We start from the raw sequence: 22,407 nt of genomic DNA on the forward strand, positions 1-22,407 counted from the left end.
CTGCGAGGCGCTCGGCGGCGACGTGTTCCGCCTGCGCCTGCGCGCCCCGGCCGGCAAGCCGCCGCGCTACCACGCCGGCCAGTACCTGCTGCTCGAGCGCGCCGGGGGGCGCCCGGCGGCCTTCTCCATCGCCTCGGCGCCGCACGCCGGGCGCGAACTGGAGCTGCACATCCTCGCCCGCGACGAGGCGACCCGCGCGCTGCTCGACGAGATCCGCGCGAACGGTCTGGCCCGCGTGCAGCTGCCGTTCGGCGACTGCCACCTGGCCGAGTTGCCCGCGGGCCCCTTGCTGCTGCTCGCCGCCGGCACGGGCCTGGCGCAGATGCACAGCCTGATCGAGCACTGCCGCGCCAGCGGCTTCGCCCATCCGGTGCATTTGTACTGGGGCGTGCGCCGCCCGCAGGACTTCTACCGCCTGCCGGTGTGGGAGGAGTGGCGGAGCCTGCCCAACCTGTTCCTCCACCAGGTGGTCAGCGACCCGCAGCCGGACGACGGCTGGAGCGGGCGCTGCGGCCTGCTGCACCAGTCGGTGCGCGCCGATTTCGCCGACCTGCGCGGCCTGCACGTGTACGCCAGCGGCTCGCCGGCGATGGTCTACGCCACGCTGGATGCGCTGGTCGAGGCCGGCATGGACGCGCACCAGATGCGCGCCGACGTGTTCGCCTACGCGCCGCGTCCGGCCTGAATCGCGGCGGCCGGGAGCGCGGCGGAGTCGAGCCGACCACCGGTTGCATGGACAAATTGCATGGTGCCCGCGCTTGCCGGAGAATGCGCGCGGTCCGACTCCGGACCCGTTCGCCAGTCGCGGCGAATCGCACTTCTGCTTGCCTGCGAGGGAGAGGCATCCGAGATGCAACTGCGCAAGAAACCCGACCTGCTGTGGGTGCTGGTCTGCCTGTTCGGCCTGGGGGTGGTGACCACCAGCTACGCGCAGAGCCTGTGGTGGCCGTGAGTCGGCTGCCGCCCCGCGATATCCCTTCCCGCCTCCGCTGAACCTGCGCGGCGCCCGCGCTCAGCGCTGGCGCCGCGGCTGGCCGGCGAGCGCCTCTTCCAGTTCCTCGCGCCGGCAGCCGGCGTGCCAGCCGCGGTCGGTCACGGTGGCGTGCAGCGGCACGTCCCAGCTTTCCAGCGGCAGGCGGTCGACCTGCTGGCAGGCGTGCGCCAGGCCGAGCAGCACCGGCTTCTGCCAGTTGCGGTGGCGCAGGCGGTAGGCCAGGGCGCGGTCGTAGAAGCCGCCACCCATGCCCAGGCGGCCGCCGTCGTCGTCGAAGCCCACCAGCGGCAGCAGCAGCAGGTCCAGCGCCCAGGGCTTGCGCTGGCGCGCCGGGCAGGGCTGCGGCTCGGGGATGCGGAAGCGGTTGCGGCGCAGCGTCTCGCCGGCCTCCAGGCGCTGGAACACCATGTGGGTGCGCGGCCAGTGCGCCAGCAGCGGCAGGTAGACCTGCTTGCCGCGGCGCTGCGCCTCGCGCCGCAGGTGCACGGGGTCGATCTCGCCGTCGTTGGGCAGGTACAGGGCGATGTGGCGGGCGCGGCGGAACAGCGGGTGCTGGGCCAGCTGGCGGTACAGGTCGCGGGCGGCCTGGCGCTGCTCGGCCGGGCTCAGGGCGCGGCGCCTGGCGCGCAGCAGGCGGCGCAGGGCGGGACGGGAGTGCTGGTCGGCGTGGATCATCGCGGAAGCTGGCGGATACGGACCGGCCGGGACGGGCGGTCGGTGGACGGGCAGCGGCAGTGCAGGCGGCGGTCGCCGCAGGCCGTGCGCAGGCGCCGGCCGAAGGTAGGCATGACTCCCCGAAGTGCCGCTGTCGGATTAGCCCTTGAACCCGAAAGTTCAAGGTGGAGGTTGCAGGAAGCGTTAAGGCTTTCCGTCAGGCGGACATGCACACCGGCTTCCAGACGCAACCCCCGGGTTGTGTGAATCGGCTCAGGGACATTACCGACTGGCCAACACACCAGGGAGCTGGAGGTGAGTTTACCGCAAACTTCCGGCTTGTCATCCCCGTTGTTGCTCCAGCGGTCGCTCCTGCAGGGCGCGGTCGACCTTGTCGAGCAGCTCGCGCACCCGCTCGCGGGTGTCGCCGGCGGCCGGCTGCGCTGGCGCGGCGCCGCGCTGCAGCAGCTCGTGGGCGATGTTCAGCGCGGCGAGCACGGCGATGCGGTCGGCGCCGATCACCTTGCCGCTGTTGCGGATCTCGCGCATCTTGCCATCCACGTAGCGCGCGGCGCTTTCCAGGTTGGCGCGCTGCTGCGGCGGACAGGCGATGGGGTAGTCCTTGTCGAGGATCTGTACGGTGACGGTCTGCGGCTGGGTCATGAGTCCTGCTCCAGGGCTTTTAGGCGCGAAATCATCGATTCGACCGTGTGCCGGGCCAGTTCGTTCTGCTCGATCAGGCGTGCGCGCTCGCTGCGCCACTGCTGTTCGCTGGCCCGCAGTTGGTGGTTTTCCAGGCTCAGCTGCTCGACCAGGTGGATCAGCTGATCGATCTTCGCCGCCAGGGCGTTGAGGTCGGCGTCTTCCATGGGCTCTTGCTCGAGGCGCGGAATGATCGTCTGACTATACAACACAACCAGCACGGTCGCCGGCCGCTGCCGATGGTCTTGGCCGGCGCGCCGGTGCTAGCATTGGCCGACGATTCCCGTCCTTTCGCCCGGTGCCGACTGCCTGCCATGTCCCTGCCTGCCTCCGCCTATTCCGCCTTCGCCGCCCTGCTTTCCGGTTCCGGCCAGTCCATCTCTCCCGCCGAGCTGCACGGCCTGCTGCTCGGGCGCACCTGCGCCGGCGCCGGCTTCGACCCGGACCTGTGGTTGGCCGCCGCCGCCGAGCTGCTCGACGCCGCCCCCGACGAGCGCCTGCGCCAGGCGCTGCTCGGCCTGCAGGCGATGGTCAGGAGCGAGCTGGAGGGCGGCGAGCTGTCGCTGGTGCTGCTGCTGCCGGCCGACGAGGCGCCGCTGGCCGAGCGCGCCGCGGCGCTGGGCCAGTGGTGCCAGGGCTTCCTCGCCGGCTTCGGCCTGACCGCCCGCGAGGGCAAGCTGTCCGCCGAGGCCGGCGAGGTGCTCCAGGACCTGGCCGCCATCGCCCGCATCGAGGAGTCGCTGGAGGAGTCCGAGGACGCCGAGAACGACTACATGGAGGTGATGGAGTACCTGCGCGTCGCGCCCCTGCTGCTGCTCAGCGAGTGCGGCGGCCTGCCGGTCAAGCCCGCCGCCGACGCCAAACCTTCCCTGCACTGATCCGCCAAGGAGGCGCGCCATGACCCGCATCGCCCAGTCCGAGTACGCCCGCCGCCGCCAGGCGCTGATGCAGCAGATGGTGCCGGGCAGCATCGCCATCCTGCCCGCCGCGCCGGTGCACGTGCGCAACCGCGACGTCGAGTACGACTACCGCCAGGACAGCGACTTCCAGTACCTGACCGGCTTCCCCGAGCCGGAGGCGGTGCTGGCGCTGATCCCCGGGCGCGAGCACGGCGAGTACGTGCTGTTCTGCCGCGAGCGCAATCCCGAGCGCGAGCTGTGGGACGGCCTGCGCGCCGGCCAGGAAGGTGCGGTGCGCGACTACGGCGCCGACGACGCTTTCCCCATCGACGACATCGACGACATCCTCCCCGGGCTGATCGAGGGCCGCTCGCGGGTCTACTACGCCCTCGGCGCCAACCCCGAGTTCGACCGCCAGCTGGTCGGCTGGATCAACGCGATCCGCAGCAAGGTCCGCCAGGGCGCCACCCCGCCCAGCGAGTTCGGCGCCCTCGACCACCTGCTGCACGACATGCGCCTGTTCAAGTCGCCGGCCGAGGTCGAGGTGATGAAGGCCGCCGCGGCGATCTCCGCGCGCGCCCATGTGCGCGCCATGCAGGCCAGCCGCGCCGGACTGTCCGAGTACCACCTGGAGGCCGAGCTGGACTACGAGTTCCGCAAGGGCGGGGCGAAGCTGCCGGCCTACGGCTCGATCGTCGCCAGCGGCCGCAACGCCTGCATCCTCCACTACCGCGAGAACGACGCGCCGCTGCGCGACGGCGACCTGGTGCTGATCGACGCCGGCTGCGAGATCGACTGCTACGCCAGCGACATCACCCGCACCTTCCCGGTCAGCGGGCGCTTCTCGGCCGAGCAGAAGGCCATCTACGAGCTGGTGCTCGCCGCCCAGACCGCCGCCTTCGCCGAGATCGCCCCGGGCAAGCACTGGAACCAGGCCCACGAGGCCACCGTGCGGGTGATCACCGCCGGGCTGGTGGAGCTCGGCCTGCTGGCCGGCGAGGTCGACCAGCTGATCGAGTGCGAGGCCTACAAGCCGTTCTACATGCACCGCGCCGGCCACTGGCTGGGCATGGACGTGCACGACGTCGGCGACTACAAGATCGGCGGCGTGTGGCGCGAGCTGGAGCCGGGCATGTGCCTGACCGTCGAGCCGGGCATCTACATCGCCCACGACAACCAGAGCGTCGCGGAGCGCTGGCGCGGCATCGGCGTGCGCATCGAGGACGACGTGGTGGTCACCGCCGACGGCTGCGAGATCCTCACCGCCGGCGTGCCGAAGACGGTCGCCGAGATCGAGGCGCTGATGGCTGCCGCGCGCAGCCAGGCGGCCTGAATCATGACTACGGACGCACAGGGCGGTGCCGGCCGTATCGCCATCGTCGGCGGCGGCCTGGTCGGCGCCAGCCTGGCGCTGGCCCTGCTGCAGGGCGGCGCGCGCGAGCGCGGCTGGACGATCAGCCTGATCGAGCCGCACGCCCCCGGCGACGGCTTCCAGCCCAGCTACGACGCGCGCTGCTCGGCGCTGTCGTTCGGCACCCGGCTGATCTACGAGGGCCTCGGCCTGTGGCCGGCCATCGCCGGGCGCGCCGAGCCGATCACCCGCATCCACGTCTCCGAGCGCGGCCGCTTCGGCGCCACCCGCCTGGCGGCAGACGAGGAGGGCGTGCCGGCGCTCGGCTACGTGGTGGAGAACGCCTGGCTCGGCCACTGCCTGTGGCAGGCGCTGCATGGCGAGGCTGGCATCGACTGGCGCTGTCCGGCGCGGGTGAGCGCAGCGCAGGCGCGCACCGGCGGCTACCGGCTGACCCTCGACGACGGCAGCCCGCTGGACTGCGAGCTGCTGGTGCTGGCCGACGGCGGCCGTTCGGACCTGCGCCGGCAGCTGGGCATCCACGTGCGCCGCACGCCCTACGGGCAGACCGCGCTGATCGCCAACGTCACCCCCGGCGAGCCGCATCGCGGCGAGGCCTTCGAGCGCTTCACCAGCGACGGGCCGATGGCCCTGCTGCCGCTGGCCGACGACCGCTGCGCGCTGGTGTGGACCCGCCCCGACGCCGATGCCGCGCGCCTCGCCGCGCTCGACGAGCGCGCCTTCCTCGCCGAGCTGCAGCGGGCCTTCGGCTACCGCCTCGGCGCCCTGCGCAGGGTCGGCGCGCGGCACAGCTACCCGCTGGCGCTGCTCGAGGCCGAGGAGCAGGTGCGCCGCCACCTGGTGGTGCTCGGCAACGCCGCCCACGGCCTGCACCCGATCGCCGGACAGGGCTACAACCTTTCCTTGCGCGACGTCATGGCGCTGGCCGAGACCCTGCTGCAGGATGACGCAGCGCTTGGCGAGCTGGGCGTGCTGCAGCGCTACCTGGCCGGCCAGCGCCTCGACCAGACGCTGACCGTGGGCTTTTCCGACCGGGTCACCCGGCTGTTCTCCCACGAGCGCGCCGGCCTGAGCGACGTCCGCCACCTCGGCCTGCTGGCGCTCGACCTGCTGCCGCCGGCCAAGCACTGGTTCGCCCGCCAGGCCATGGGCCTGGGCACCCGGCCCTGACACCACTTCACAGGCGCCCGCCGCTGGCCGGGCGCGAGGAGCACCCGATGCACGCAGACCTGATCATCGTCGGCGCCGGCATGGTCGGCAGCAGCCTGGCGCTGGCCCTGGCCGGCAGCGGCCTGCGCATCCTGCTGGTCGACGGCGGCGCGCTGGAGCCGGCGCCCTTCGACCCGACCGCGCCCTTCGAGCCGCGGGTCAGCGCGCTGTCCGAGGCCAGCCGGCGCATCCTCGCCCGTCTCGGCGCCTGGGAGGGCATCCTCGCGCGGCGCGCCGCGCCCTACACGGCGATGCAGGTGTGGGACGGCTCCGGCACCGGACAGATCCACTTTTCCGCCGCCAGCGTGCACGCCGCGGTGCTCGGCCACATCGTCGAGAACCGCGTGGTGCAGGACGCCCTGCTCGAACGGCTGCAGGACAGCGGCGTCGAGCTGCTCGCCCATGCCCGCCTCGAGCAGCTGCGCCGCTCCGGCAGCGGCTGGCTGCTGCAGTTGGCCGACGGCCGCGAGCTGCGCACGCCGCTGCTGGTCGCCGCCGATGGCGCTCATTCGGCGGTGCGCCGCCTGGCCGGCTGCGCGACCCGCGAGTGGGACTACCTGCACCAGGCCATAGTCACCAGCGTGCGTTGCGAGCAGCCGCATCAGGCCACCGCCTGGCAGCGCTTCACCGACGACGGTCCGCTGGCCTTCCTGCCGCTCGACAGGGGCGGCGACCGCCACTGGTGCTCGATCGTCTGGTCGTGCACCCCGGCCGAGGCCGAGCGGCTGATGGCGCTGGACGATGCCGCCTTCGCCCAGGCATTGGGCCGCGCCTTCGAACAGCGCCTAGGCGCCGTGCTGCAGGTCGATCCGCGCCTGTGCATCCCGCTGCGCCAGCGCCACGCCAAGCGCTACGTCGAGCCGGGCCTGGCGCTGATCGGCGACGCCGCCCACGTCATCCACCCGCTGGCCGGGCAGGGGGTCAACCTCGGCTTCCTCGACGCCGCCACCCTGGCCGAGGTGCTGCTGCACGCCCGCGCGCGCGGCGAGCAGCTGGCCGATGCGCGCGTGCTGGGGCGCTTCGAGCGCCGGCGCATGCCGCACAACCTGGCGATGATGGCGGCCATGGAGGGCTTCGAGCGCCTGTTCCAGACCGACCAGCTGCCGCTGCGCTGGCTGCGCAACGCCGGCCTGCGCCTGATGGACGGCCACCACGAGGCCAAGGGCCTGTTCGTGCGCCAGGCGCTGGGCCTGTCCGGCGATCTGCCGGCGCTGGCGTGGGCCGAGGGGCTTGATCGGGAGCAAAAAATGCGTGCCTGAAGGCATGTTGCGGGTTGTTATGGCAAATGCTAGTAACTATCATTTGCCCAACTCAACCCCCTACGAGGCGTGTTCCATGCAGGCAAACAAGAAGATCCTGGCGGCCCTGGCGCTGACCACCCTGGCCGGTACCGTGCAGGCAGCCGACGAGGTCGTGGTCTATTCGGCGCGCATCGACGAGTTGATCAAGCCGGTGTTCGACCAGTACACCGCCAAGACCGGGGTCAAGGTCAAGTTCATCACCGACAAGGAAGCGCCGCTGCTGGCGCGCCTGAAGGCCGAGGGCGAGAACACTCCGGCCGACCTGCTGATCACCGTGGATGCCGGCAACCTCTGGCAGGCCGAGCAGGAAGGCGTGCTCAAGCCGCTGCAGTCCAAGGTCATCGAGGCCAACATCCCCAGCCAGTACCGCTCCAGCACTGGCGCCTGGACCGGCCTGTCGCTGCGCGCACGGACCATCGTCTACTCCACCGAGCGGGTCAAGCCGGCCGAACTGAGCACCTACGAGGCGCTGGCCGACAAGAACTGGGAAGGCCGCCTGTGCCTGCGCTCGAGCAAGAAGGTCTACAACCAGTCGCTGACCGCCACCCTGATCGAGACCCACGGCGCCGAGAAGGCCGAGCAGATCGTCAAGGGCTGGGTCGCCAACCTGGCCACCGACCCGTTCGCCGACGACACCGCGCTGATCCAGGCCATCGACGCCGGCCAGTGCGACGTCGGCATCGTCAACACCTACTACTACGGCCGCCTGCACCAGCAGAAGCCGGACCTCAAGGCCAAGCTGTTCTGGCCGAACCAGGCCGACCGCGGCGTGCACGTCAACCTGGCCGGTGCCGGCGTGACCAAGTACGCCCCGCACGCCGAGCAGGCGCAGCAGCTGCTGGAGTGGATGACCAGCGCCGAAGCCCAGGGCGTGTTCGCCGGGGTCAACCAGGAGTACCCGGCCAACCCGCAGGTCAAGCCGTCCGCCGAGGTGGCCGCCTGGGGCGAGTTCAAGGCCGACAGCATCCCGGTGGAAGTGGCCGGCAAGCGCCAGGCCGAGGCGATCCGCCTGATGGATCGCGCCGGCTGGAACTGATTCCCGTCCGCCTTTGGTTATACTCGACGCCCCGGCCGCCCAGCCGGGGCGTTTTCGTTTGGGGATGGCGCATGGCTGTGCATGAGACTTGCATGATCCGGCCCGCCCGATCCCGTGTCCTGTCTGCCAAGGAGTCTGCGTGGCCCATTCCGCCCAACGCCGCTGGTATCCGCCCGCCGCGGCCATCGCCGCCCTGGTCCTGCTGCCGCTCAGCGTCCTGCTGCTGAGCTGGGGCGAAGTGGACGGCGAGATCTGGAGTCACCTGTGGGACACCCAGATGCCGCGCCTGCTCGGCAACACCCTGAGCCTGGTGCTCGGCGTCGGCGTCGGCGTGACCCTGCTCGGCGTCAGCCTGGCCTGGCTCACCGCGCTGTGCGAGTTCCCCGGCCGCAAGTGGCTGGACTGGGCGCTGATGCTGCCCTTCGCCATTCCCGCCTACGTGCTGGCGTTCGTCTTCGTCGGCCTGCTCGACTTCGCCGGGCCGGTGCAGAGCCTGCTGCGCGAGTGGTTCGGCAGCGGCCTGCGCCTGCCCCGGGTGCGCTCCACCGGCGGGGTGATCCTGGTGCTGGTGCTGGTGTTCTATCCCTACGTCTACCTGCTGGCGCGCAACGCCTTCCTCGCCCAGGGCAAGGGCCTGATGGAGGCGGCGCGGGTGCTCGGCCTGTCGCCCTGGCAGGCGTTCTGGCGGGTGGCGCTGCCGGTGGCGCGCCCGGCGATCGGCGCCGGCCTGGCGCTGGCGCTGATGGAGACCCTGGCCGACTTCGGCGCGGTGTCGGTGTTCAACTTCGACACCTTCACCACCGCCATCTACAAGACCTGGTACGGCTTCTACAGCCTGTCCGGCGCCACCCAGCTGGCCAGCCTGCTGCTGCTGGCGGTGATGGTCCTGCTGTGGGGCGAGCGCCGCGCCCGCGGCGCCAGCCGGCCCGGCAACGAGCGTGCGCGCAGCGCGGCGCTCTACCACCTGCGCGGCGCCCGCGCCTTCGCCGCCAGCGCCTGGTGCGGCCTGGTGTTCGCCTGCGCCTTCGTCGTCCCCGTGCTGCAGTTGCTGGCCTGGTTCTGGCAGCGCGGGCGCTTCGACCTCGACGAGCGCTACGTCGGCCTGATCCTGCACACCCTCTACCTCGGCGCGCTGGCCGCGGCGATCACCGTGGCCCTGGCCCTGCTGCTGGCCTTCGCCCGCCGCCTGGCGCCGACCCGGCGCATGCAGGCGCTGGTCGGCCTGGCCAACCTCGGCTACGCGCTGCCCGGCTCGGTGCTGGCGGTGTCGATCATGCTGGCCTTCAGCTGGCTGGACCGCCACCTGGTCATCCCGCTGTCCGGCGCCCTCGGCGGCGCCGGCAAGCCGCTGCTGCTGGGCAGCCTGGCGGCGCTGCTGCTGGCCTACCTGATCCGCTTCATGGCGGTGGCCTACGGCCCGCTGGAGGGCAGCCTGGCGCGCATCCGCCCGTCGCTGCCGGAGGCCTCGCGCAGCCTGGGGGTCGGCGGCGTGCGCCTGTTCGGCCGGGTCTACCTGCCGCTCCTGGTGCCCGGCGTACTCAGCGCGGCGCTGCTGGTGTTCGTCGACGTGCTCAAGGAGATGCCGGCGACCCTGCTGATGCGTCCGTTCGGCTGGGACACCCTGGCGGTGCGGGTATTCGAGATGACCAGCGAGGGCGAGTGGGCGCGCGCCGCGCTGCCGGCGCTGACCCTGGTGCTGGTCGGCCTGCTGCCGGTGATCGGCCTGATCCGCCGCTCGGCGCGCCGCTACGGCTGAGCGCGCCGGCCGGCGGGCTGACCGGGCGCATGTCCGCTGGCGGATTTGCGGCTACAATGCCCGCCATTCGAGGCCCGGAAGAGGTTCCCATGGGACAGCGTACACCCCTCCATGATCTGCACGTGGCGCTGGGCGCCAAGATGGTCGACTTCGGCGGCTGGGACATGCCGCTGCACTACGGTTCGCAAGTCGAGGAGCACCATCAGGTGCGCAGCGACTGCGGGGTCTTCGACGTCTCGCACATGACCGTGGTGGACGTCGCCGGGCCCCAGGCCGGGGAGTACCTGCGCCGCCTGCTGGCCAACGACGTGGCGCGCCTCGATGCGGTCGGCAAGGGGCTGTACAGCCTGATGCTCAACCCCGAGGGCGGGGTGATCGACGACCTGATCGTCTACCGCAGCGCGGGCGGCTACCGCCTGGTGGTCAACGCCGCCACCCGCGCCAAGGACCTCGCCTGGCTGCAGGCGCAGGCCGAGGGCTTCGCCGTCGAGATCCGCGAGCGCGACGACCTGGCCATGCTCGCCGTACAGGGCCCGCACGCCCTGGAGCGCTGCGCCGCGCTGGTCACCCCGCCGCGCGCCGCGCTGATCCGCGCCCTCAAGCCGTTCCACGGCCAGGCCGAGGGCGACTGGTTCATCGCCCGCACCGGCTACACCGGCGAGGACGGCCTGGAGATCATGCTGCCGGCCGCCGAGGCGCCGGGCTTCCTCAACGACCTGGTCGGCGCCGGCATCACCCCGGCCGGTCTCGGCGCGCGCGACACCCTGCGCCTCGAGGCCGGCCTCAACCTGTACGGCCAGGACATGGACGAGACGGTGACGCCGATGGCCGCCAACCTCGCCTGGACCATCGCCTGGCAGCCGGCCGAGCGCGACTTCATCGGCCGCGCCGCCCTGCAGGCGCAGCGCGACGGCGGCGGCGCCGAGACCAAACTGGTCGGCCTGGTGCTCGAGGAGCGCGGCGTGCTGCGCGCCCACCAGGTGGTGCGCGTGGCCGGCATCGGCGACGGCGAGATCACCAGCGGCAGCTTCTCGCCGACCCTCGGCAAGGCCATCGCCCTGGCCCGCGTGCCGGCCGGCACCGGCGAGCGCGCCGAGGTGGAGATCCGCGGCAAGTGGTACCCGGTGCGGGTGGTCAAGCCGAGCTTCGTGCGTCACGGCAAGCCGCTGATCTGAGGGCGCGGGACGTAGCCGCGCCGACCGCGTCCCTGTACTGTTGAGCGCACATTCTCCGCGGGTGCCGCCCCGGCGCCGAATCGAACAAGGAATCCAACAATGAGCAACACTCCCGCCGAACTGCGTTATGCCGCCAGCCACGAATGGGCCCGCCTGGAACAGGACGGCAGCGTCACCGTGGGCATCACCGACCACGCCCAGGAAGCCCTCGGCGACGTGGTCTTCGTCGAACTGCCGGAAGTCGGCAAGGCGCTGGCCGCCGGCGAGCAGGCCGGCGTGGTCGAGTCGGTGAAGGCCGCCTCGGACATCTACGCGCCGGTCGCCGGCACCGTGATCGCGGTCAACGAGGCGCTGGCCGACGCGCCGGAAAGCATCAACGGCGACCCCTACGGCGCCTGGTTCTTCAAGCTGCAGCCGGCCAGCGCCAGCGACCTCGACCAGCTGCTCGACGCCGCCGCCTACCAGGCCAGCTGCGACGCCTGATCCCCCTCCCGCCGGTGGCCCGCGCCTGCCGGCGGGGCTGCCGGCTCCGCGCCAAACGCCTGTCCGGCTGCCGGAGCGGCCGGACCCCCGTTCCGGAGTCCGTGCCATGTCCCGCCCCAGCGACCTGCTGCAGCCCGAAGCCTTCCTCCATCGCCATATCGGCCCCGATGCCGCCGAGCAGCGCGCCATGCTCGCCGCCCTCGGGGTCGCCGACCGCGCCGAGCTGATCGGTCAGAGCGTGCCGCCGGCGATCCGCCTGGCCGGCCCGCTGGCGCTGCCGCCGGCGCTCGACGAGCAGGCCGCGCTGGCCCGCCTGCGCAGCCATGCCGAACAGAACGAGCTGTGGACCAGCCTGATCGGCATGGGCTACTACGCCACCCACACGCCGCCGGTGATCCTGCGCAACGTGCTGGAAAATCCCGGCTGGTACACCGCCTACACGCCCTACCAGCCGGAGATCTCCCAAGGCCGCCTGGAGGCGCTGCTCAACTTCCAGCAGCTGACCTGCGACCTGACCGGCCTCGAGCTGGCCAGTGCCTCGCTGCTCGACGAGGCCACCGCCGCCGCCGAGGCCATGGCCATGGCCCGCCGGGTGGCGAAGAGCGCCAGCAACCGCTTCTTCGTCGACGAGAACTGCCATCCGCAGACCCTCTCGGTGCTGCAGACCCGCGCCGCCGGCTTCGGCTTCGAGCTGGTGATCGACAGCCCGGAGCAGCTCGGCCGGCACCAGGTGTTCGGCGCGCTGCTGCAGTACCCCGACAGCCACGGCGAGATCCGCGACCTGCGCCCGCTGATCGCGCAGCTGCACGCCCAGCAGGCGCTGGCCTGCGTGGCCTGCGACCTGCTCGCCCTGGTGCTGCTCACCCCGCCCGGCGAGCTGGGCGCCGACATCGCCCTGGGCAGCGCCCAGCGCTTCGGCGTGCCGATGGGCTACGGCGGCCCGCACGCGGCCTTCTTCGCCTGCCGCGACGAGTTCAAGCGCGCCATGCCGGGACGCATCATCGGCGTGTCCAGGGACGCGCGCGGCAACGTCGCCCTGCGCATGGCGCTGCAGACCCGCGAGCAGCACATCCGCCGCGAGAAGGCCAACTCCAACATCTGCACCGCGCAGGCGCTGCTGGCCAACATGGCCGGCTTCTACGCCGTCTATCACGGGCCGCATGGCCTCAAGCGCATCGCCGGGCGGGTGCAGCGGCTCACCGCGATCCTCGCCGCGGCACTCGAGCAGGGCGGCATCGCCCGCCGCAACCGGCAGTTCTTCGACACCCTGACCCTCGAAGTCGGCGGCGCCCAGCAGGCGATCCTCGAGAGCGCCGCTGCGGCGCGGATCAACCTGCGCATCCTCGGCCGCGGCCAGCTCGGCCTCAGCCTCGACGAGACCTGCAGCCTGGACACCGTCGAGCGGCTGGCGCAGATCTTCCTCGGCGCCGACCATGGCATCGACCTCGCCGCGCTGGCCGACGACCCGGCGCTGCCTGCCGGCATTCCCGCCGATCTGGCGCGCACCTCCGGCTTCCTCGAGCATCCGGTGTTCAACAGCCACCACAGCGAGACCGAGATGCTGCGCTACCTGCGCCAGCTGGAGGGCCGCGACCTGGCGCTCAACCAGGCGATGATCCCGCTCGGTTCCTGCACCATGAAGCTCAACGCCACCAGCGAGATGCTGCCGGTCAGCTGGCCCGAGTTCGCCAGCCTGCACCCCTTCGTGCCGCGCGAGCAGGCGCGCGGCTACCAGCGGATGATCGGCGAGCTGGAAGGCTGGCTGTGCGCGATCACCGGCTTCGACGCCATCAGCATGCAGCCCAACTCCGGCGCGCAGGGCGAGTACGCCGGCCTCTTGGCGATCCAGCACTACCACGCCAGCCGCGGCGAGACGCAGCGCGACATCTGCCTGATTCCCGCCTCGGCGCACGGCACCAACCCGGCCACCGCCAGCATGGCCGGCCTGCGGGTGGTGGTGGTGGCCTGCGACAGGACCGGCAACGTCGACCTCGCCGACCTCGAGGCCAAGGCCGCGGCGGCCGGCGAGCGGCTGTCCTGCCTGATGATCACCTACCCCTCCACCCACGGCGTGTTCGAGGAGGGCATCCGCGAGATCTGCGCACGGGTGCACGCCCACGGCGGCCAGGTGTACATGGACGGCGCCAACCTCAACGCCCAGGTCGGCCTCAGCCGGCCGGCCGACATCGGCGCCGACGTGGCGCACATGAACCTGCACAAGACCTTCTGCATCCCCCACGGCGGCGGCGGCCCGGGCATGGGCCCGATCGGCGTCAAGGCGCACCTGGCGCCGTTCCTCGCCAACCACCCGGTGGTGGAGCTGGACGGCCCGCTGCCCGGCAACGGCGCGGTCAGCGCCGCGCCCTGGGGCAGCGCCAGCATCCTGCCGATCAGCTGGATGTACATCGCCCTGATGGGCCCGCAGCTGCAGGAGGCCACCGAGGTGGCGATCCTCAACGCCAACTACCTGGCGACGCGCCTCGCCGAGGCCTACCCGGTGCTCTACAGCGGCCGCAACGGCCGGGTGGCCCACGAGTGCATCATCGACCTGCGCCCGCTCAAGGCGTCCAGCGGGATCAGCGAGGAGGACATCGCCAAGCGCCTGATGGACTACGGCTTCCATGCGCCGACCATGTCTTTCCCGGTGCCCGGCACGTTGATGATCGAGCCCACCGAGAGCGAGTCGAAGGCCGAGCTGGACCGCTTCGTCGAGGCCATGCTGGGCATCCGCGCCGAGATCGCGAAGGTCGAGTCCGGCGAGTGGCCGGCGGACGACAACCCGCTCAAGCGCGCACCGCACACCCTGGCCGACGTCACCGGCGTCTGGGAGCGGCCCTACAGCATCGCCGAGGCGGTGACCCCCAGCGCACACACCCGGGCGTGCAAGTACTGGCCGGCGGTCAACCGGGTCGACAACGTCTACGGCGACCGCCACCTGTTCTGCGCCTGCGTGCCGGTGGACGCCGGCCGCGAGTGAGCGGGGCATGAACGCCGAGGCCGCCCGCGGGCGGCCTCGGCGTCTGTGACAGGGGCGTCAGCGCGGGCTGCCGTCCTGGGCGCTGGCGAGGATGGCGCCGGCCAGCTCCTCGTCGCTGGCCTCGAGGCCCGGATGGTCGCGGCGGATCTGCTGCAGCGCGGCCTCCAGGTAGGCGCCGCGGATCGCGCCGCCGCTGGCGACGAAGCTGGAGGCGTCGTCCGCGGCGGCGAGCACCAGCTTGTCGTCCTTGAAGGTGGAGTACAGTGAGGCGGAAGTCCCCGCCGAGGTGGCGATCTCGCCCCAGCCGATATCCCCGCCGTGCCCGTCATGGTCGGCGAGGGCACCGGCGGCGGGCAGCAGGACAAGGGCAGTGGCAAGCAGGGTACGGCGCATGATGGGCTCCTCTGAAACACCGGGGCGGTGTGCCCGTCAGAGGGGAAGGGTGGTGCGGAGTTCCCCGCGGCAGGTGCCGTCCATCGGCTGCGGAGCGGGGTGGCGGGGGATGAGAAAAGCTCCACCCCGAAAACGGCAAGGGGCCAGGCTGATCGCCTGACCCCTTGATTTGTATGGTGGGCCCAGCAGGACTTGAACCTGCGACCAAGCGATTATGAGTCGCCTGCTCTGACCAACTGAGCTATAGGCCCACGGGAGAACCTCGAGGGTTGCTTCCATGCGCGAGGACGGTGGGCGTCGCGTCTGGAGGTGCCGGTGGCCGCGTGGGCGACCGGCGAAGCGCGGCGATTATAGCGGTGGCCGCGCATCCGCGCCAAGCCTGGCGCGCGGGCAGGAAAAAGCCCCGGTCCTTGCGGTGCCGGGGCTTGTCCGTGGGCGGCGCCTTACTCGTCGAGGAACGAGCGCAGGTGCTCGCTGCGGGTCGGGTGGCGCAGCTTGCGCAGGGCCTTGGCCTCGATCTGGCGGATGCGCTCGCGGGTGACGTCGAACTGCTTGCCGACTTCCTCGAGGGTGTGGTCGGTGTTCATGTCGATGCCGAAGCGCATGCGCAGCACCTTGGCCTCGCGGGCGGTGAGGCCGGCGAGCACCTCGCGGGTGGCTTCCTTGAGGCTTTCCACGGTCGCCACGTCGATCGGCGACTGCATGGTGGAGTCCTCGATGAAGTCGCCCAGGTGCGAGTCCTCGTCGTCGCCGATCGGCGTCTCCATGGAGATCGGCTCCTTGGCGATCTTCAGCACCTTGCGGATCTTGTCCTCGGGCATCTCCATGCGCTCACCCAGCTCCTCCGGAGTCGGCTCGCGGCCCATCTCCTGGAGCATCTGCCGGGAGATCCGGTTGAGCTTGTTGATGGTCTCGATCATGTGCACCGGGATGCGGATGGTGCGCGCCTGGTCGGCGATCGAGCGGGTGATCGCCTGGCGGATCCACCAGGTGGCGTAGGTCGAGAACTTGTAGCCGCGGCGGTATTCGAACTTGTCCACCGCCTTCATCAGGCCGATGTTGCCTTCCTGGATCAGGTCGAGGAACTGCAGGCCGCGGTTGGTGTACTTCTTGGCGATGGAGATCACCAGGCGCAGGTTGGCCTCGACCATCTCCTTCTTGGCGCGGCGGGCCTTGGCCTCGCCGAGCGACATCTGCCGGTTGATTTCCTTGATCTCGGCGACGGTCAGCCCGACCTCGTTCTCCAGGTCGACCAGCACCTGCTGGTTGCGCACGATGTCGGCCTGCAGGCGGCCGATGGCCTCGGCGTACTTGGCCTTGCCGGTGGTCAGGCCCTCGCTCCAGGTCAGGTCGACCTCGTTGCCGGGGAACAGCTTGAGGAAGTCGGCGCGCGGCATGCGCGCGTCGCGCACGCACAGCTGCATGATGGCGCGCTCCTGGCCGCGCACGCGCTCGAGGGCGTCGCGGACCATGGCCACCAGGGCGTCGAACTGCTTGGGCACCAGCTTGATCGGCATGAACAGCTCGGCCAGCGTGCCCAGCGCGGCGATCGCCTCGGCGTGGTGACGGCCATGCTTCTGCAGCGCCTTGCGGGTCTTCTCCAGCTGCTCGGACACGGCGCCGAAGCGGCGGGCGGCTTCTTCCGGATCGGGGCCGCCGTCGCCTTCTTCCTCGCTGTCGCCCTTGTCCTCGGCTTCCTCTTCCTCGTCCTCGTCGACGGCCGCGGCCGCCGTCTTGGCGCTGGCGGTGGGCAGTTCGACGTCGCTCTCGGCCGGCAGGGTGCCGTCGTCGGGGTCGATGTAGCCGCTGAGGATGTCGGACAGGCGGCCGCCTTCGCTGGTGACGCGCTGGTATTCGGCGAGGATGCTCTCCACCGAGCCGGGGAACTGGGAGATGGCGCCCATCACCTCGCGGATGCCTTCCTCGATGCGCTTGGCGATCTCGATCTCGCCTTCGCGGGTGAGCAGCTCCACGGTGCCCATCTCGCGCATGTACATGCGCACCGGATCGGTGGTGCGGCCGATGTCGCTTTCCACCGCGGCCAGGGCGGCGGCGGCTTCCTCGGCGGCGGCCTCGTCGGTGTCCGCTTCGGCGAGCAGCAGGGCATCCGCATCCGGGGCTGTCTCGAATACGTTGATCCCCATGTCGTTGATCATGCGGATGATGTCTTCCACCTGTTCCGGATCGGAAATATCCTCCGGCAGGTGGTCGTTGACCTCGGCGTAAGTCAGGTAACCCTGCTCACGACCACGGGCGATCAGCTCTTTGAGGCGGGACTGCTGTTGCGCTTTTACGGACATGTTCACCCTATCCACTGAAGGTCTTGGCGGGCTGAAAAGAAGCCGAGCATTATAGTCGATCCGGGCTGGCTGGCACCAGATGGCCCCGGGCTCACGGGGCTTCGCTTCGGCTGAGAAGCGCGCGCAGGCGGAGCTTTTCCTCCGCGCTGAGTTCGCTGTGCCGCGCTTTGCGCAACAGGCCTTCGAGGCTGCGCTCACGCTGGCGGGCTGCCAAGGTAGTTATAGTGTCGAAAAACTGTTGTTCAAGGTTGTCCTGACTGATCAGCCATTCCTTTTCCGCTAGACCGCGGAGCAGGCGCCCTTGTTCCGTGCCGTGCCAGCGGGCGATCAGTTGCAGCGAGTTCTGCTGCGGCTGTTTCTGCAGCGATTCCAGCAGGGCCACCAGCAGCTGGGTCCAGGTGTCGTCCTCGGCGGCGAAGTGGCCGGCGTCCTCGACCTTCTGCGCCAGCTGCGGATGGTGCAGCAGGGCGCGCAGGGCGCTGAGGGTCGGCGACTCGACGCCGGCGCCGCCGCGGGGCGGCATGACCGCCGGCGGCTCGCGGCGCGCCTCACCCTTGCGGCCCTTCCAGTCGTTCTTCTGCCAGGGCTTGCGCTCCTGGCTGGCGGGGCGCTCGGGGTGGCCGGTCGCTGCGGCATACTCGATGCCGTCCGCATAGGCATAGGACGTCGGGAAGTCGGTCGGCGGCACCTCGCCGCCCGGGGCAGGCGACGACTGGGTGAGCGCCTCGCCGGTCAGGCCGGTGATCGCGCCGAGGCGCTGGCGCATCAGGGCGCGCAGGTTGGCGCCGGGGATCTTCTCCAGCAGCGGTGCGGCCAGGGTGGCCAGGTGCGCCTTGCCCTCGAGGGTGCTCGGGTCGGCTTCCTCGGCGAGATGGCGGAAGAAGTACTCGGCCAGCGGTTCGGCCTGCTGGCTGATGCGGGCGCGGAAGGCGTCGGCGCCCTCGCTGCGCACCAGGCTGTCAGGGTCCTCGCCCTCGGGGAGGAACAGGAAGCGCACCCGGCGGCCGTCCTGCAGGCTCGGCAGGCAGGATTCCAGCGCCCGCCAGGCGGCGTTGCGTCCGGCGCTGTCGCCGTCGAAGCAGAACAGGATGCTCGGCACGACGCGGAACAGGCGCTTGATGTGCTCCTCGCTGGTCGCCGTGCCGAGGGTCGCCACCGCATTACGCAGGCCCTGCTGGGCGAGGGCGATGACGTCCATGTAGCCCTCGACCACCAGGATCTCGTCGAGGTCGCGGTTGCTCCTGCGCGCCTCGTACAAGCCGTAGAGTTCCTGACCCTTGTGGAACACCGGGGTTTCCGGCGAGTTGAGGTACTTGGGCTTGTCGTCGCCGAGCACCCGGCCGCCGAAGGCGATCACCCGGCCGCGGCTGTCGCGGATCGGGAACATCACCCGGTCGCGGAAGCGGTCGTAGCGGCGGCCCTCGGCGTTCTCGATCAGCAGGCCGGCGTCGATCATCGCCTTCTGCTGCAGGCTGTCGCCGCCCAGGTGCTTCAACAGGTTGTCCCAGCCGGGCGGGGCGAAGCCGAGGCCGAAGTCGCGGGCGATGGTGCCGGACAGGCCGCGGCCCTTGAGGTAGTTCACCGCCGCCTGACGCGCCGGGTGACTCTTCAGCGCCTGGCGGTAGTAGTCGGCGGCGGCGCCGAGCAGCGGGTAGAGCGGCGAGTCCACGCTCTGGCGCGGCTTCTGCCCGGGGCGGCTGTCCTCGCGCGGGACCTCGAGGCCGGCGCGCTTGGCCAGCTCCTCGACCGCCTGGGGGAAGTCCAGGTGGTCGTGGTCCATGATGAAGCCGAGGGCGTTGCCGCCGGCGCCGCAGCCGAAGCAGTAGTAGAACTGCTTGTCCGGGCTGACGGTGAACGAGGGGGTCTTTTCCTGGTGGAACGGGCAGCAGGCGCTGTAGTTCTTGCCGGTCTTCTTCAGCTGCACGCGCGCGCCCACCACCTCGACGATGTCGGTGCGGTTGAGCAGGTCGTCGATGAAGCGCTGGGGGATCAGGCCGGCCATGGGCTGCTCGTGACTGTACGGTTCGAAGCGGCGGAAAACGCAAAAACTCCGAGGCTTGCCGGGCAAGTCGGAGTCGGGGTGCTGCTAAAGCAAACACCCGGCATGAGCCGGGTGTTGTGCGAGACGCTGCTGTCCGAGTGGTAACTCAGTACAGACGCTCGCGGCGACGCTGCTCGCGCTGCACTTTCTTGGCGTGGCGCTTCACGGCAGCCGCGGCCTTGCGCTTGCGCTCGGCGGTGGGCTTTTCGTAGAACTCGCGGCTACGCACTTCAGCCAGAACACCGGCTTTTTCGCAGGAGCGCTTGAAACGACGCAGGGCTACGTCGAAGGGTTCGTTCTCTTTAACTTTGACGGCGGGCATCCAGGTCGTACCTTCACTGATTACCGAGTATGAATGGTGCAATCCTGCAAAAGGCTCGGGAGGCACCGGTTTTCAAGGGCTGCGGATATTAACCCCTTGACAGCCGCACTGCCAAGCCCCCAGACGGGAAAAGCCGCCCGCCGGTGGTCCGCCACCCTCGCCCGATGCTTGGTGTCGCAGGCTCCGGGCGCTTATCATGCGCGGTTTAGCGAACGATCACGGGTTGCCCGATGCGAGTCCTTGGCCTGGAAACTTCCTGCGACGAAACCGGCGTGGCGCTGTACGACAGCGAGCGCGGCCTGCTGGGCGATGCGCTGTTCAGCCAGATCGACCTGCACCGCGTCTACGGCGGCGTGGTGCCCGAGCTGGCCTCGCGCGACCACGTCAAGCGCATGCTGCCGCTGATCCGCCAGGTGCTGGCCGAGTCGGGCTGCGGTTTTGCCGACATCGATGCGGTGGCCTATACCGCAGGGCCAGGCCTGGTCGGTGCGCTGCTGGTCGGCGCCTCCTGCGCCCAGGCGCTGGCGCTGGCCTGGGGCGTGCCGGCGGTCGGCGTGCACCACATGGAAGGCCATCTGCTGGCGCCGATGCTGGAGGAGACGCCGCCGGAGTTCCCGTTCGTCGCCCTGCTGGTGTCCGGCGGGCATACCCAGCTGGTGCGGGTCGACGGCATCGGCCGCTACCAGCTGCTCGGCGAGTCGCTGGACGATGCCGCCGGCGAGGCCTTCGACAAGACCGCCAAGCTGATCGGCCTCGGCTATCCGGGTGGTCCGGAGATCGCCCGGCTGGCCGAGCAGGGCACGCCGGGGCGCTTCGTGTTCCCGCGGCCGATGACCGACCGGCCGGGCCTGGAGTTCAGCTTCAGCGGCCTGAAGACCTTCGCCCTCAACACCTGGCGGCAGTGCGAGCGCGAGGGCGGCGACCTCGAGCAGGCGCGCGCCGACATCGCCCTGGCCTTCCAGCAGGCGGTGGTGGAGACGCTGACCATCAAGTGCCGCCGTGCGCTCAAGCAGACCGGCCTGAAGCGCCTGGTGATCGCCGGCGGGGTGAGCGCCAACCAGGCGCTGCGCCAGGCGCTGGAGAAGATGCTCGGCGAGCTGCGCGGCCAGGTGTTCTATGCGCGGCCGCGCTTCTGCACCGACAACGGGGCGATGATCGCCTACGCCGGCTGCCAGCGTCTGCTCGCCGGCCAGCACGACGGCCCGGCGATCGGCGTGCAGCCGCGCTGGTCGATGGAGACGCTGCCGGCGGTCTAGAAATGCCGTTCGCGGCCGGCGGAGAGATCGCGCAGGTTGCCGCGGTGGCGCCAGACGATCAGGCCGGCGAGCAGGCCGAGCGGCAGCAGCAGGACCGGTTGCTGCCAGGCCAGCAGCGGCAGGCAGAGGCCGGTGGCGAGCAGCGCGGCCAGCGAGCTGGTGCGGGTCAGGGTGAAGAGCAGCAGCCAGACGGCCAGCGCCAGCAGGGCGGTCGGCCAGTGCAGGCCGAGCAGCAGGCCGGCGGCGGTGGCGACGCCCTTGCCGCCGCGGAACTGGAAGTACAGCGGATAGAGGTGGCCGAGCACCGCGGCCAGGCCGATCCAGGCCTGCTGCACCGGCGGCAGTTCGAGGAGGCGGGCCAGCAGCACCGGCAGCAGGCCCTTGAGCAGGTCGCCGAGCAGGGTCAGGGCCGCGGCGCGGCGCCCGCCCAGGCGCAGCATGTTGGTGGCGCCGGGGTTGCCCGAGCCGCCCAGGCGCGGATCGGCGGTGCCGAGCCGGCGGCTGAGCAGCACGGCGAACGACACCGAGCCGAGCAGGTAGGCAACAATGGCCAGAAGCCAGGGCATGATCGGTTCCGCTGCGGTGGAGCCCCGATTCTAACGAGGCGGCGCGACCTTGTCGTGACGCGAAAGAGGATAGCGTGGACATAGTCTTCATCGACGGCCTGGAGGTCGACACCGTCATCGGCGTGTACGACTGGGAGCGCGGCATTCGCCAGTGTCTGATCCTGGACCTGCAGCTGGGCTGGGACATCCGCCCGGCGGCGGCCGGCGACGACCTGGCCGCAGCGCTCGACTACGCGGCGGTCAGTGCTCGGGTACAGGCCTTCGCGGCCGAGAGCACCTTCCAGCTGGTGGAAACCATCGCCGAGCGCCTGGCCACGCTGCTGATGGCCGAGTTCGGCATCCGCTGGCTGCGCCTGCGCATCGCCAAGCCCGGCGCGGTGCCGGCGGCGCGCGGCGGCGTCGGCGTGGAGATCGAGCGCGGATGCCGCTGACCACGGTGTTTCTCGGCCTGGGCAGCAATGTCCGCCGCCATGCGCATCTGACCGCCGGCCTCGACGCACTGGCGGCCTTTCTCGTCGACATGCGCTGTTCGCCGGTGTTCGAGAGCGAGGCGGTGGGCATCCGCAGCGGCCCGTTCTACAACCTCGCGGTGACGGCGCGGACCGAGCTGCCGCTGGCCGAGCTGGATCGCCGGCTCAAGGCCATCGAGGCGGACAACGGCCGCTATGCGCCCGACCGCAAGGGCCTGCCGCTGGACATCGACGTGCTGCTCTACGACGACCTGGTGGGCGACTTCGACGGCCTGCAGCTGCCGCGCGCGGAGATCCTGCGCAACGCCTTCGTGCTCTGGCCGCTGGCCCTGCTCGCCCCCGAGGCGCGCCATCCGGCCGAGGGGCGCAGTTTCGCCGCCCTCTGGCAGGCGATGCGCAGCGAGCAGCGCCTGTGGCCGGTGCCCTTCGTCTGGCGCGGCACGGAGCTGACGCCGGAAGAGCTGCGCAGCAGCTTTCCGCCTCCGGCACCCTAGGGTGCGC

Annotated in this window: 21 protein-coding genes, 1 tRNA gene and 1 other RNA gene; 13 read left to right on the forward strand and 10 right to left on the reverse strand. The window is 71.0% G+C overall.

Annotated elements, in window-relative coordinates:
- Positions 1–685, forward strand: a 685-nt coding sequence (locus E5198_RS12765) for a CDP-6-deoxy-delta-3,4-glucoseen reductase (protein WP_136490379.1), incomplete at its 5' end; no start/stop codon positions are given.
- Between the two features lie 327 nt (positions 686–1,012).
- Here E5198_RS12765 and E5198_RS12770 read toward each other — a convergent pair.
- The 4 genes from E5198_RS12770 to E5198_RS12785 form a co-directional block, all read right to left on the reverse strand.
- Positions 1,013–1,669, reverse strand: a complete 657-nt coding sequence (locus E5198_RS12770) for a 5-formyltetrahydrofolate cyclo-ligase (protein WP_136490380.1) — start codon at positions 1,667–1,669, stop codon at positions 1,013–1,015.
- 112 nt (positions 1,670–1,781) lie between these two features.
- Positions 1,782–1,959: non-coding RNA, 6S RNA (gene ssrS / locus E5198_RS12775), on the reverse strand.
- Positions 1,960–1,990: 31 nt separating this feature from the next.
- Complete coding sequence (locus E5198_RS12780) at positions 1,991–2,311, reverse strand: cell division protein ZapA (protein WP_136490381.1); 321 nt, start codon at positions 2,309–2,311, stop codon at positions 1,991–1,993.
- On the reverse strand, positions 2,308–2,517 hold the full coding sequence (locus tag E5198_RS12785; protein WP_136490382.1) for a TIGR02449 family protein: 210 nt from the start codon (positions 2,515–2,517) through the stop codon (positions 2,308–2,310). The genes E5198_RS12780 and E5198_RS12785 overlap by 4 nt, the downstream gene beginning before the upstream one ends.
- Before the next feature lie 147 nt (positions 2,518–2,664).
- On the opposite strand from E5198_RS12785, the gene E5198_RS12790 reads away from it, so the two are divergent.
- The 9 genes from E5198_RS12790 to gcvP all read left to right on the forward strand — a co-directional run bounded on the left by E5198_RS12790 (position 2,665) and on the right by gcvP (position 14,558).
- Positions 2,665–3,228, forward strand: a complete 564-nt coding sequence (locus E5198_RS12790) for a UPF0149 family protein (protein WP_136490383.1) — start codon at positions 2,665–2,667, stop codon at positions 3,226–3,228.
- Between the two features lie 19 nt (positions 3,229–3,247).
- The gene (gene pepP, locus E5198_RS12795) at positions 3,248–4,582 is read left to right on the forward strand and encodes a Xaa-Pro aminopeptidase (RefSeq protein WP_136490384.1); all 1,335 of its coding nucleotides are present in this window, start codon (positions 3,248–3,250) and stop codon (positions 4,580–4,582) included.
- A gap of 3 nt (positions 4,583–4,585) precedes the next feature.
- Entirely contained in the window at positions 4,586–5,791 is a 1,206-nt protein-coding gene (gene ubiH, locus E5198_RS12800; protein WP_136490385.1) for a 2-octaprenyl-6-methoxyphenyl hydroxylase, read from the forward strand.
- A gap of 47 nt (positions 5,792–5,838) precedes the next feature.
- Entirely contained in the window at positions 5,839–7,089 is a 1,251-nt protein-coding gene (locus E5198_RS12805) for a 2-octaprenyl-3-methyl-6-methoxy-1,4-benzoquinol hydroxylase (RefSeq protein ID WP_136490386.1), read from the forward strand.
- A 76-nt stretch (positions 7,090–7,165) separates the two neighbouring features.
- Entirely contained in the window at positions 7,166–8,167 is a 1,002-nt protein-coding gene (locus tag E5198_RS12810) for an extracellular solute-binding protein (RefSeq protein ID WP_136490387.1), read from the forward strand.
- Between the two features lie 139 nt (positions 8,168–8,306).
- A complete protein-coding gene (locus tag E5198_RS12815; protein ID WP_136490388.1) occupies positions 8,307–9,923 on the forward strand; it encodes an iron ABC transporter permease in 1,617 nt (538 codons plus the stop codon).
- A gap of 89 nt (positions 9,924–10,012) precedes the next feature.
- Positions 10,013–11,098: a glycine cleavage system aminomethyltransferase GcvT gene (gene gcvT / locus E5198_RS12820; RefSeq protein WP_136490389.1), complete on the forward strand. Its 1,086-nt coding sequence runs from the start codon at positions 10,013–10,015 to the stop codon at positions 11,096–11,098.
- A gap of 99 nt (positions 11,099–11,197) precedes the next feature.
- Complete coding sequence (gene gcvH / locus E5198_RS12825; protein WP_136490390.1) at positions 11,198–11,581, forward strand: glycine cleavage system protein GcvH; 384 nt, start codon at positions 11,198–11,200, stop codon at positions 11,579–11,581.
- A 106-nt stretch (positions 11,582–11,687) separates the two neighbouring features.
- Positions 11,688–14,558, forward strand: coding sequence for an aminomethyl-transferring glycine dehydrogenase (gcvP, locus tag E5198_RS12830; RefSeq protein WP_136490391.1), 2,871 nt, complete (start codon positions 11,688–11,690; stop codon positions 14,556–14,558).
- A gap of 57 nt (positions 14,559–14,615) precedes the next feature.
- Here the strand turns inward: gcvP and E5198_RS12835 are convergent, their stop codons facing one another.
- The 5 genes from E5198_RS12835 to rpsU form a co-directional block, all read right to left on the reverse strand.
- Positions 14,616–14,951: a DUF2388 domain-containing protein gene (locus E5198_RS12835; protein ID WP_136490392.1), complete on the reverse strand. Its 336-nt coding sequence runs from the start codon at positions 14,949–14,951 to the stop codon at positions 14,616–14,618.
- Between the two features lie 174 nt (positions 14,952–15,125).
- Positions 15,126–15,202: transfer RNA gene (locus tag E5198_RS12840), tRNA-Ile, on the reverse strand.
- A gap of 192 nt (positions 15,203–15,394) precedes the next feature.
- Positions 15,395–17,251 carry an RNA polymerase sigma factor RpoD gene (rpoD, locus tag E5198_RS12845; RefSeq protein WP_136490393.1) on the reverse strand — a complete coding sequence of 619 codons (1,857 nt, stop codon included), beginning with the start codon at positions 17,249–17,251 and terminating at the stop codon, positions 15,395–15,397.
- A gap of 91 nt (positions 17,252–17,342) precedes the next feature.
- Entirely contained in the window at positions 17,343–19,253 is a 1,911-nt protein-coding gene (gene dnaG, locus E5198_RS12850) for a DNA primase (protein WP_136490394.1), read from the reverse strand.
- A gap of 145 nt (positions 19,254–19,398) precedes the next feature.
- Entirely contained in the window at positions 19,399–19,614 is a 216-nt protein-coding gene (gene rpsU, locus E5198_RS12855; protein ID WP_003085057.1) for a 30S ribosomal protein S21, read from the reverse strand.
- A gap of 230 nt (positions 19,615–19,844) precedes the next feature.
- Between rpsU and tsaD the strand changes: the two genes are divergently transcribed.
- Positions 19,845–20,870, forward strand: a complete 1,026-nt coding sequence (gene tsaD / locus E5198_RS12860; RefSeq protein WP_136490395.1) for a tRNA (adenosine(37)-N6)-threonylcarbamoyltransferase complex transferase subunit TsaD — start codon at positions 19,845–19,847, stop codon at positions 20,868–20,870.
- On the opposite strand, the gene plsY is transcribed toward tsaD, so the two are convergent.
- Entirely contained in the window at positions 20,867–21,436 is a 570-nt protein-coding gene (gene plsY, locus E5198_RS12865; protein WP_136490396.1) for a glycerol-3-phosphate 1-O-acyltransferase PlsY, read from the reverse strand. The two genes, tsaD and plsY, sit on opposite strands and share 4 nt — an antisense overlap.
- Positions 21,437–21,510: 74 nt before the next feature.
- On the opposite strand from plsY, the gene folB reads away from it, so the two are divergent.
- Complete coding sequence (gene folB, locus E5198_RS12870) at positions 21,511–21,867, forward strand: dihydroneopterin aldolase (protein ID WP_136490397.1); 357 nt, start codon at positions 21,511–21,513, stop codon at positions 21,865–21,867.
- A complete protein-coding gene (folK, locus tag E5198_RS12875) occupies positions 21,858–22,400 on the forward strand; it encodes a 2-amino-4-hydroxy-6-hydroxymethyldihydropteridine diphosphokinase (RefSeq protein WP_136490398.1) in 543 nt (180 codons plus the stop codon). Before folB ends, folK begins: the two co-directional genes overlap by 10 nt.
- Positions 22,401–22,407 lie beyond the last annotated feature (7 nt).

Origin of the sequence: Pseudomonas sp. A-1, from assembly GCF_004801855.1 — a bacterium.
Taxonomy (GTDB): Bacteria; Pseudomonadota; Gammaproteobacteria; order Pseudomonadales; family Pseudomonadaceae; genus Geopseudomonas.

Coding starts and splice junctions, on each gene's coding strand:
- E5198_RS12785 (WP_136490382.1), bottom strand. CDS start 2,517: ATGGAAGACGCCGACCTCAACGCCCTGGCGGCGAAGATCGATCAGCTG.
- E5198_RS12790 (WP_136490383.1), top strand. CDS start 2,665: ATGTCCCTGCCTGCCTCCGCCTATTCCGCCTTCGCCGCCCTGCTTTCC.
- gcvT (WP_136490389.1), top strand. CDS start 10,013: ATGGGACAGCGTACACCCCTCCATGATCTGCACGTGGCGCTGGGCGCC.
- ubiH (WP_136490385.1), top strand. CDS start 4,586: ATGACTACGGACGCACAGGGCGGTGCCGGCCGTATCGCCATCGTCGGC.
- rpsU (WP_003085057.1), bottom strand. CDS start 19,614: ATGCCCGCCGTCAAAGTTAAAGAGAACGAACCCTTCGACGTAGCCCTG.
- E5198_RS12770 (WP_136490380.1), bottom strand. CDS start 1,669: ATGATCCACGCCGACCAGCACTCCCGTCCCGCCCTGCGCCGCCTGCTG.
- gcvP (WP_136490391.1), top strand. CDS start 11,688: ATGTCCCGCCCCAGCGACCTGCTGCAGCCCGAAGCCTTCCTCCATCGC.
- tsaD (WP_136490395.1), top strand. CDS start 19,845: ATGCGAGTCCTTGGCCTGGAAACTTCCTGCGACGAAACCGGCGTGGCG.
- pepP (WP_136490384.1), top strand. CDS start 3,248: ATGACCCGCATCGCCCAGTCCGAGTACGCCCGCCGCCGCCAGGCGCTG.
- plsY (WP_136490396.1), bottom strand. CDS start 21,436: ATGCCCTGGCTTCTGGCCATTGTTGCCTACCTGCTCGGCTCGGTGTCG.
- E5198_RS12805 (WP_136490386.1), top strand. CDS start 5,839: ATGCACGCAGACCTGATCATCGTCGGCGCCGGCATGGTCGGCAGCAGC.
- E5198_RS12810 (WP_136490387.1), top strand. CDS start 7,166: ATGCAGGCAAACAAGAAGATCCTGGCGGCCCTGGCGCTGACCACCCTG.
- E5198_RS12780 (WP_136490381.1), bottom strand. CDS start 2,311: ATGACCCAGCCGCAGACCGTCACCGTACAGATCCTCGACAAGGACTAC.
- gcvH (WP_136490390.1), top strand. CDS start 11,198: ATGAGCAACACTCCCGCCGAACTGCGTTATGCCGCCAGCCACGAATGG.
- dnaG (WP_136490394.1), bottom strand. CDS start 19,253: ATGGCCGGCCTGATCCCCCAGCGCTTCATCGACGACCTGCTCAACCGC.
- folK (WP_136490398.1), top strand. CDS start 21,858: ATGCCGCTGACCACGGTGTTTCTCGGCCTGGGCAGCAATGTCCGCCGC.
- E5198_RS12835 (WP_136490392.1), bottom strand. CDS start 14,951: ATGCGCCGTACCCTGCTTGCCACTGCCCTTGTCCTGCTGCCCGCCGCC.
- rpoD (WP_136490393.1), bottom strand. CDS start 17,251: ATGTCCGTAAAAGCGCAACAGCAGTCCCGCCTCAAAGAGCTGATCGCC.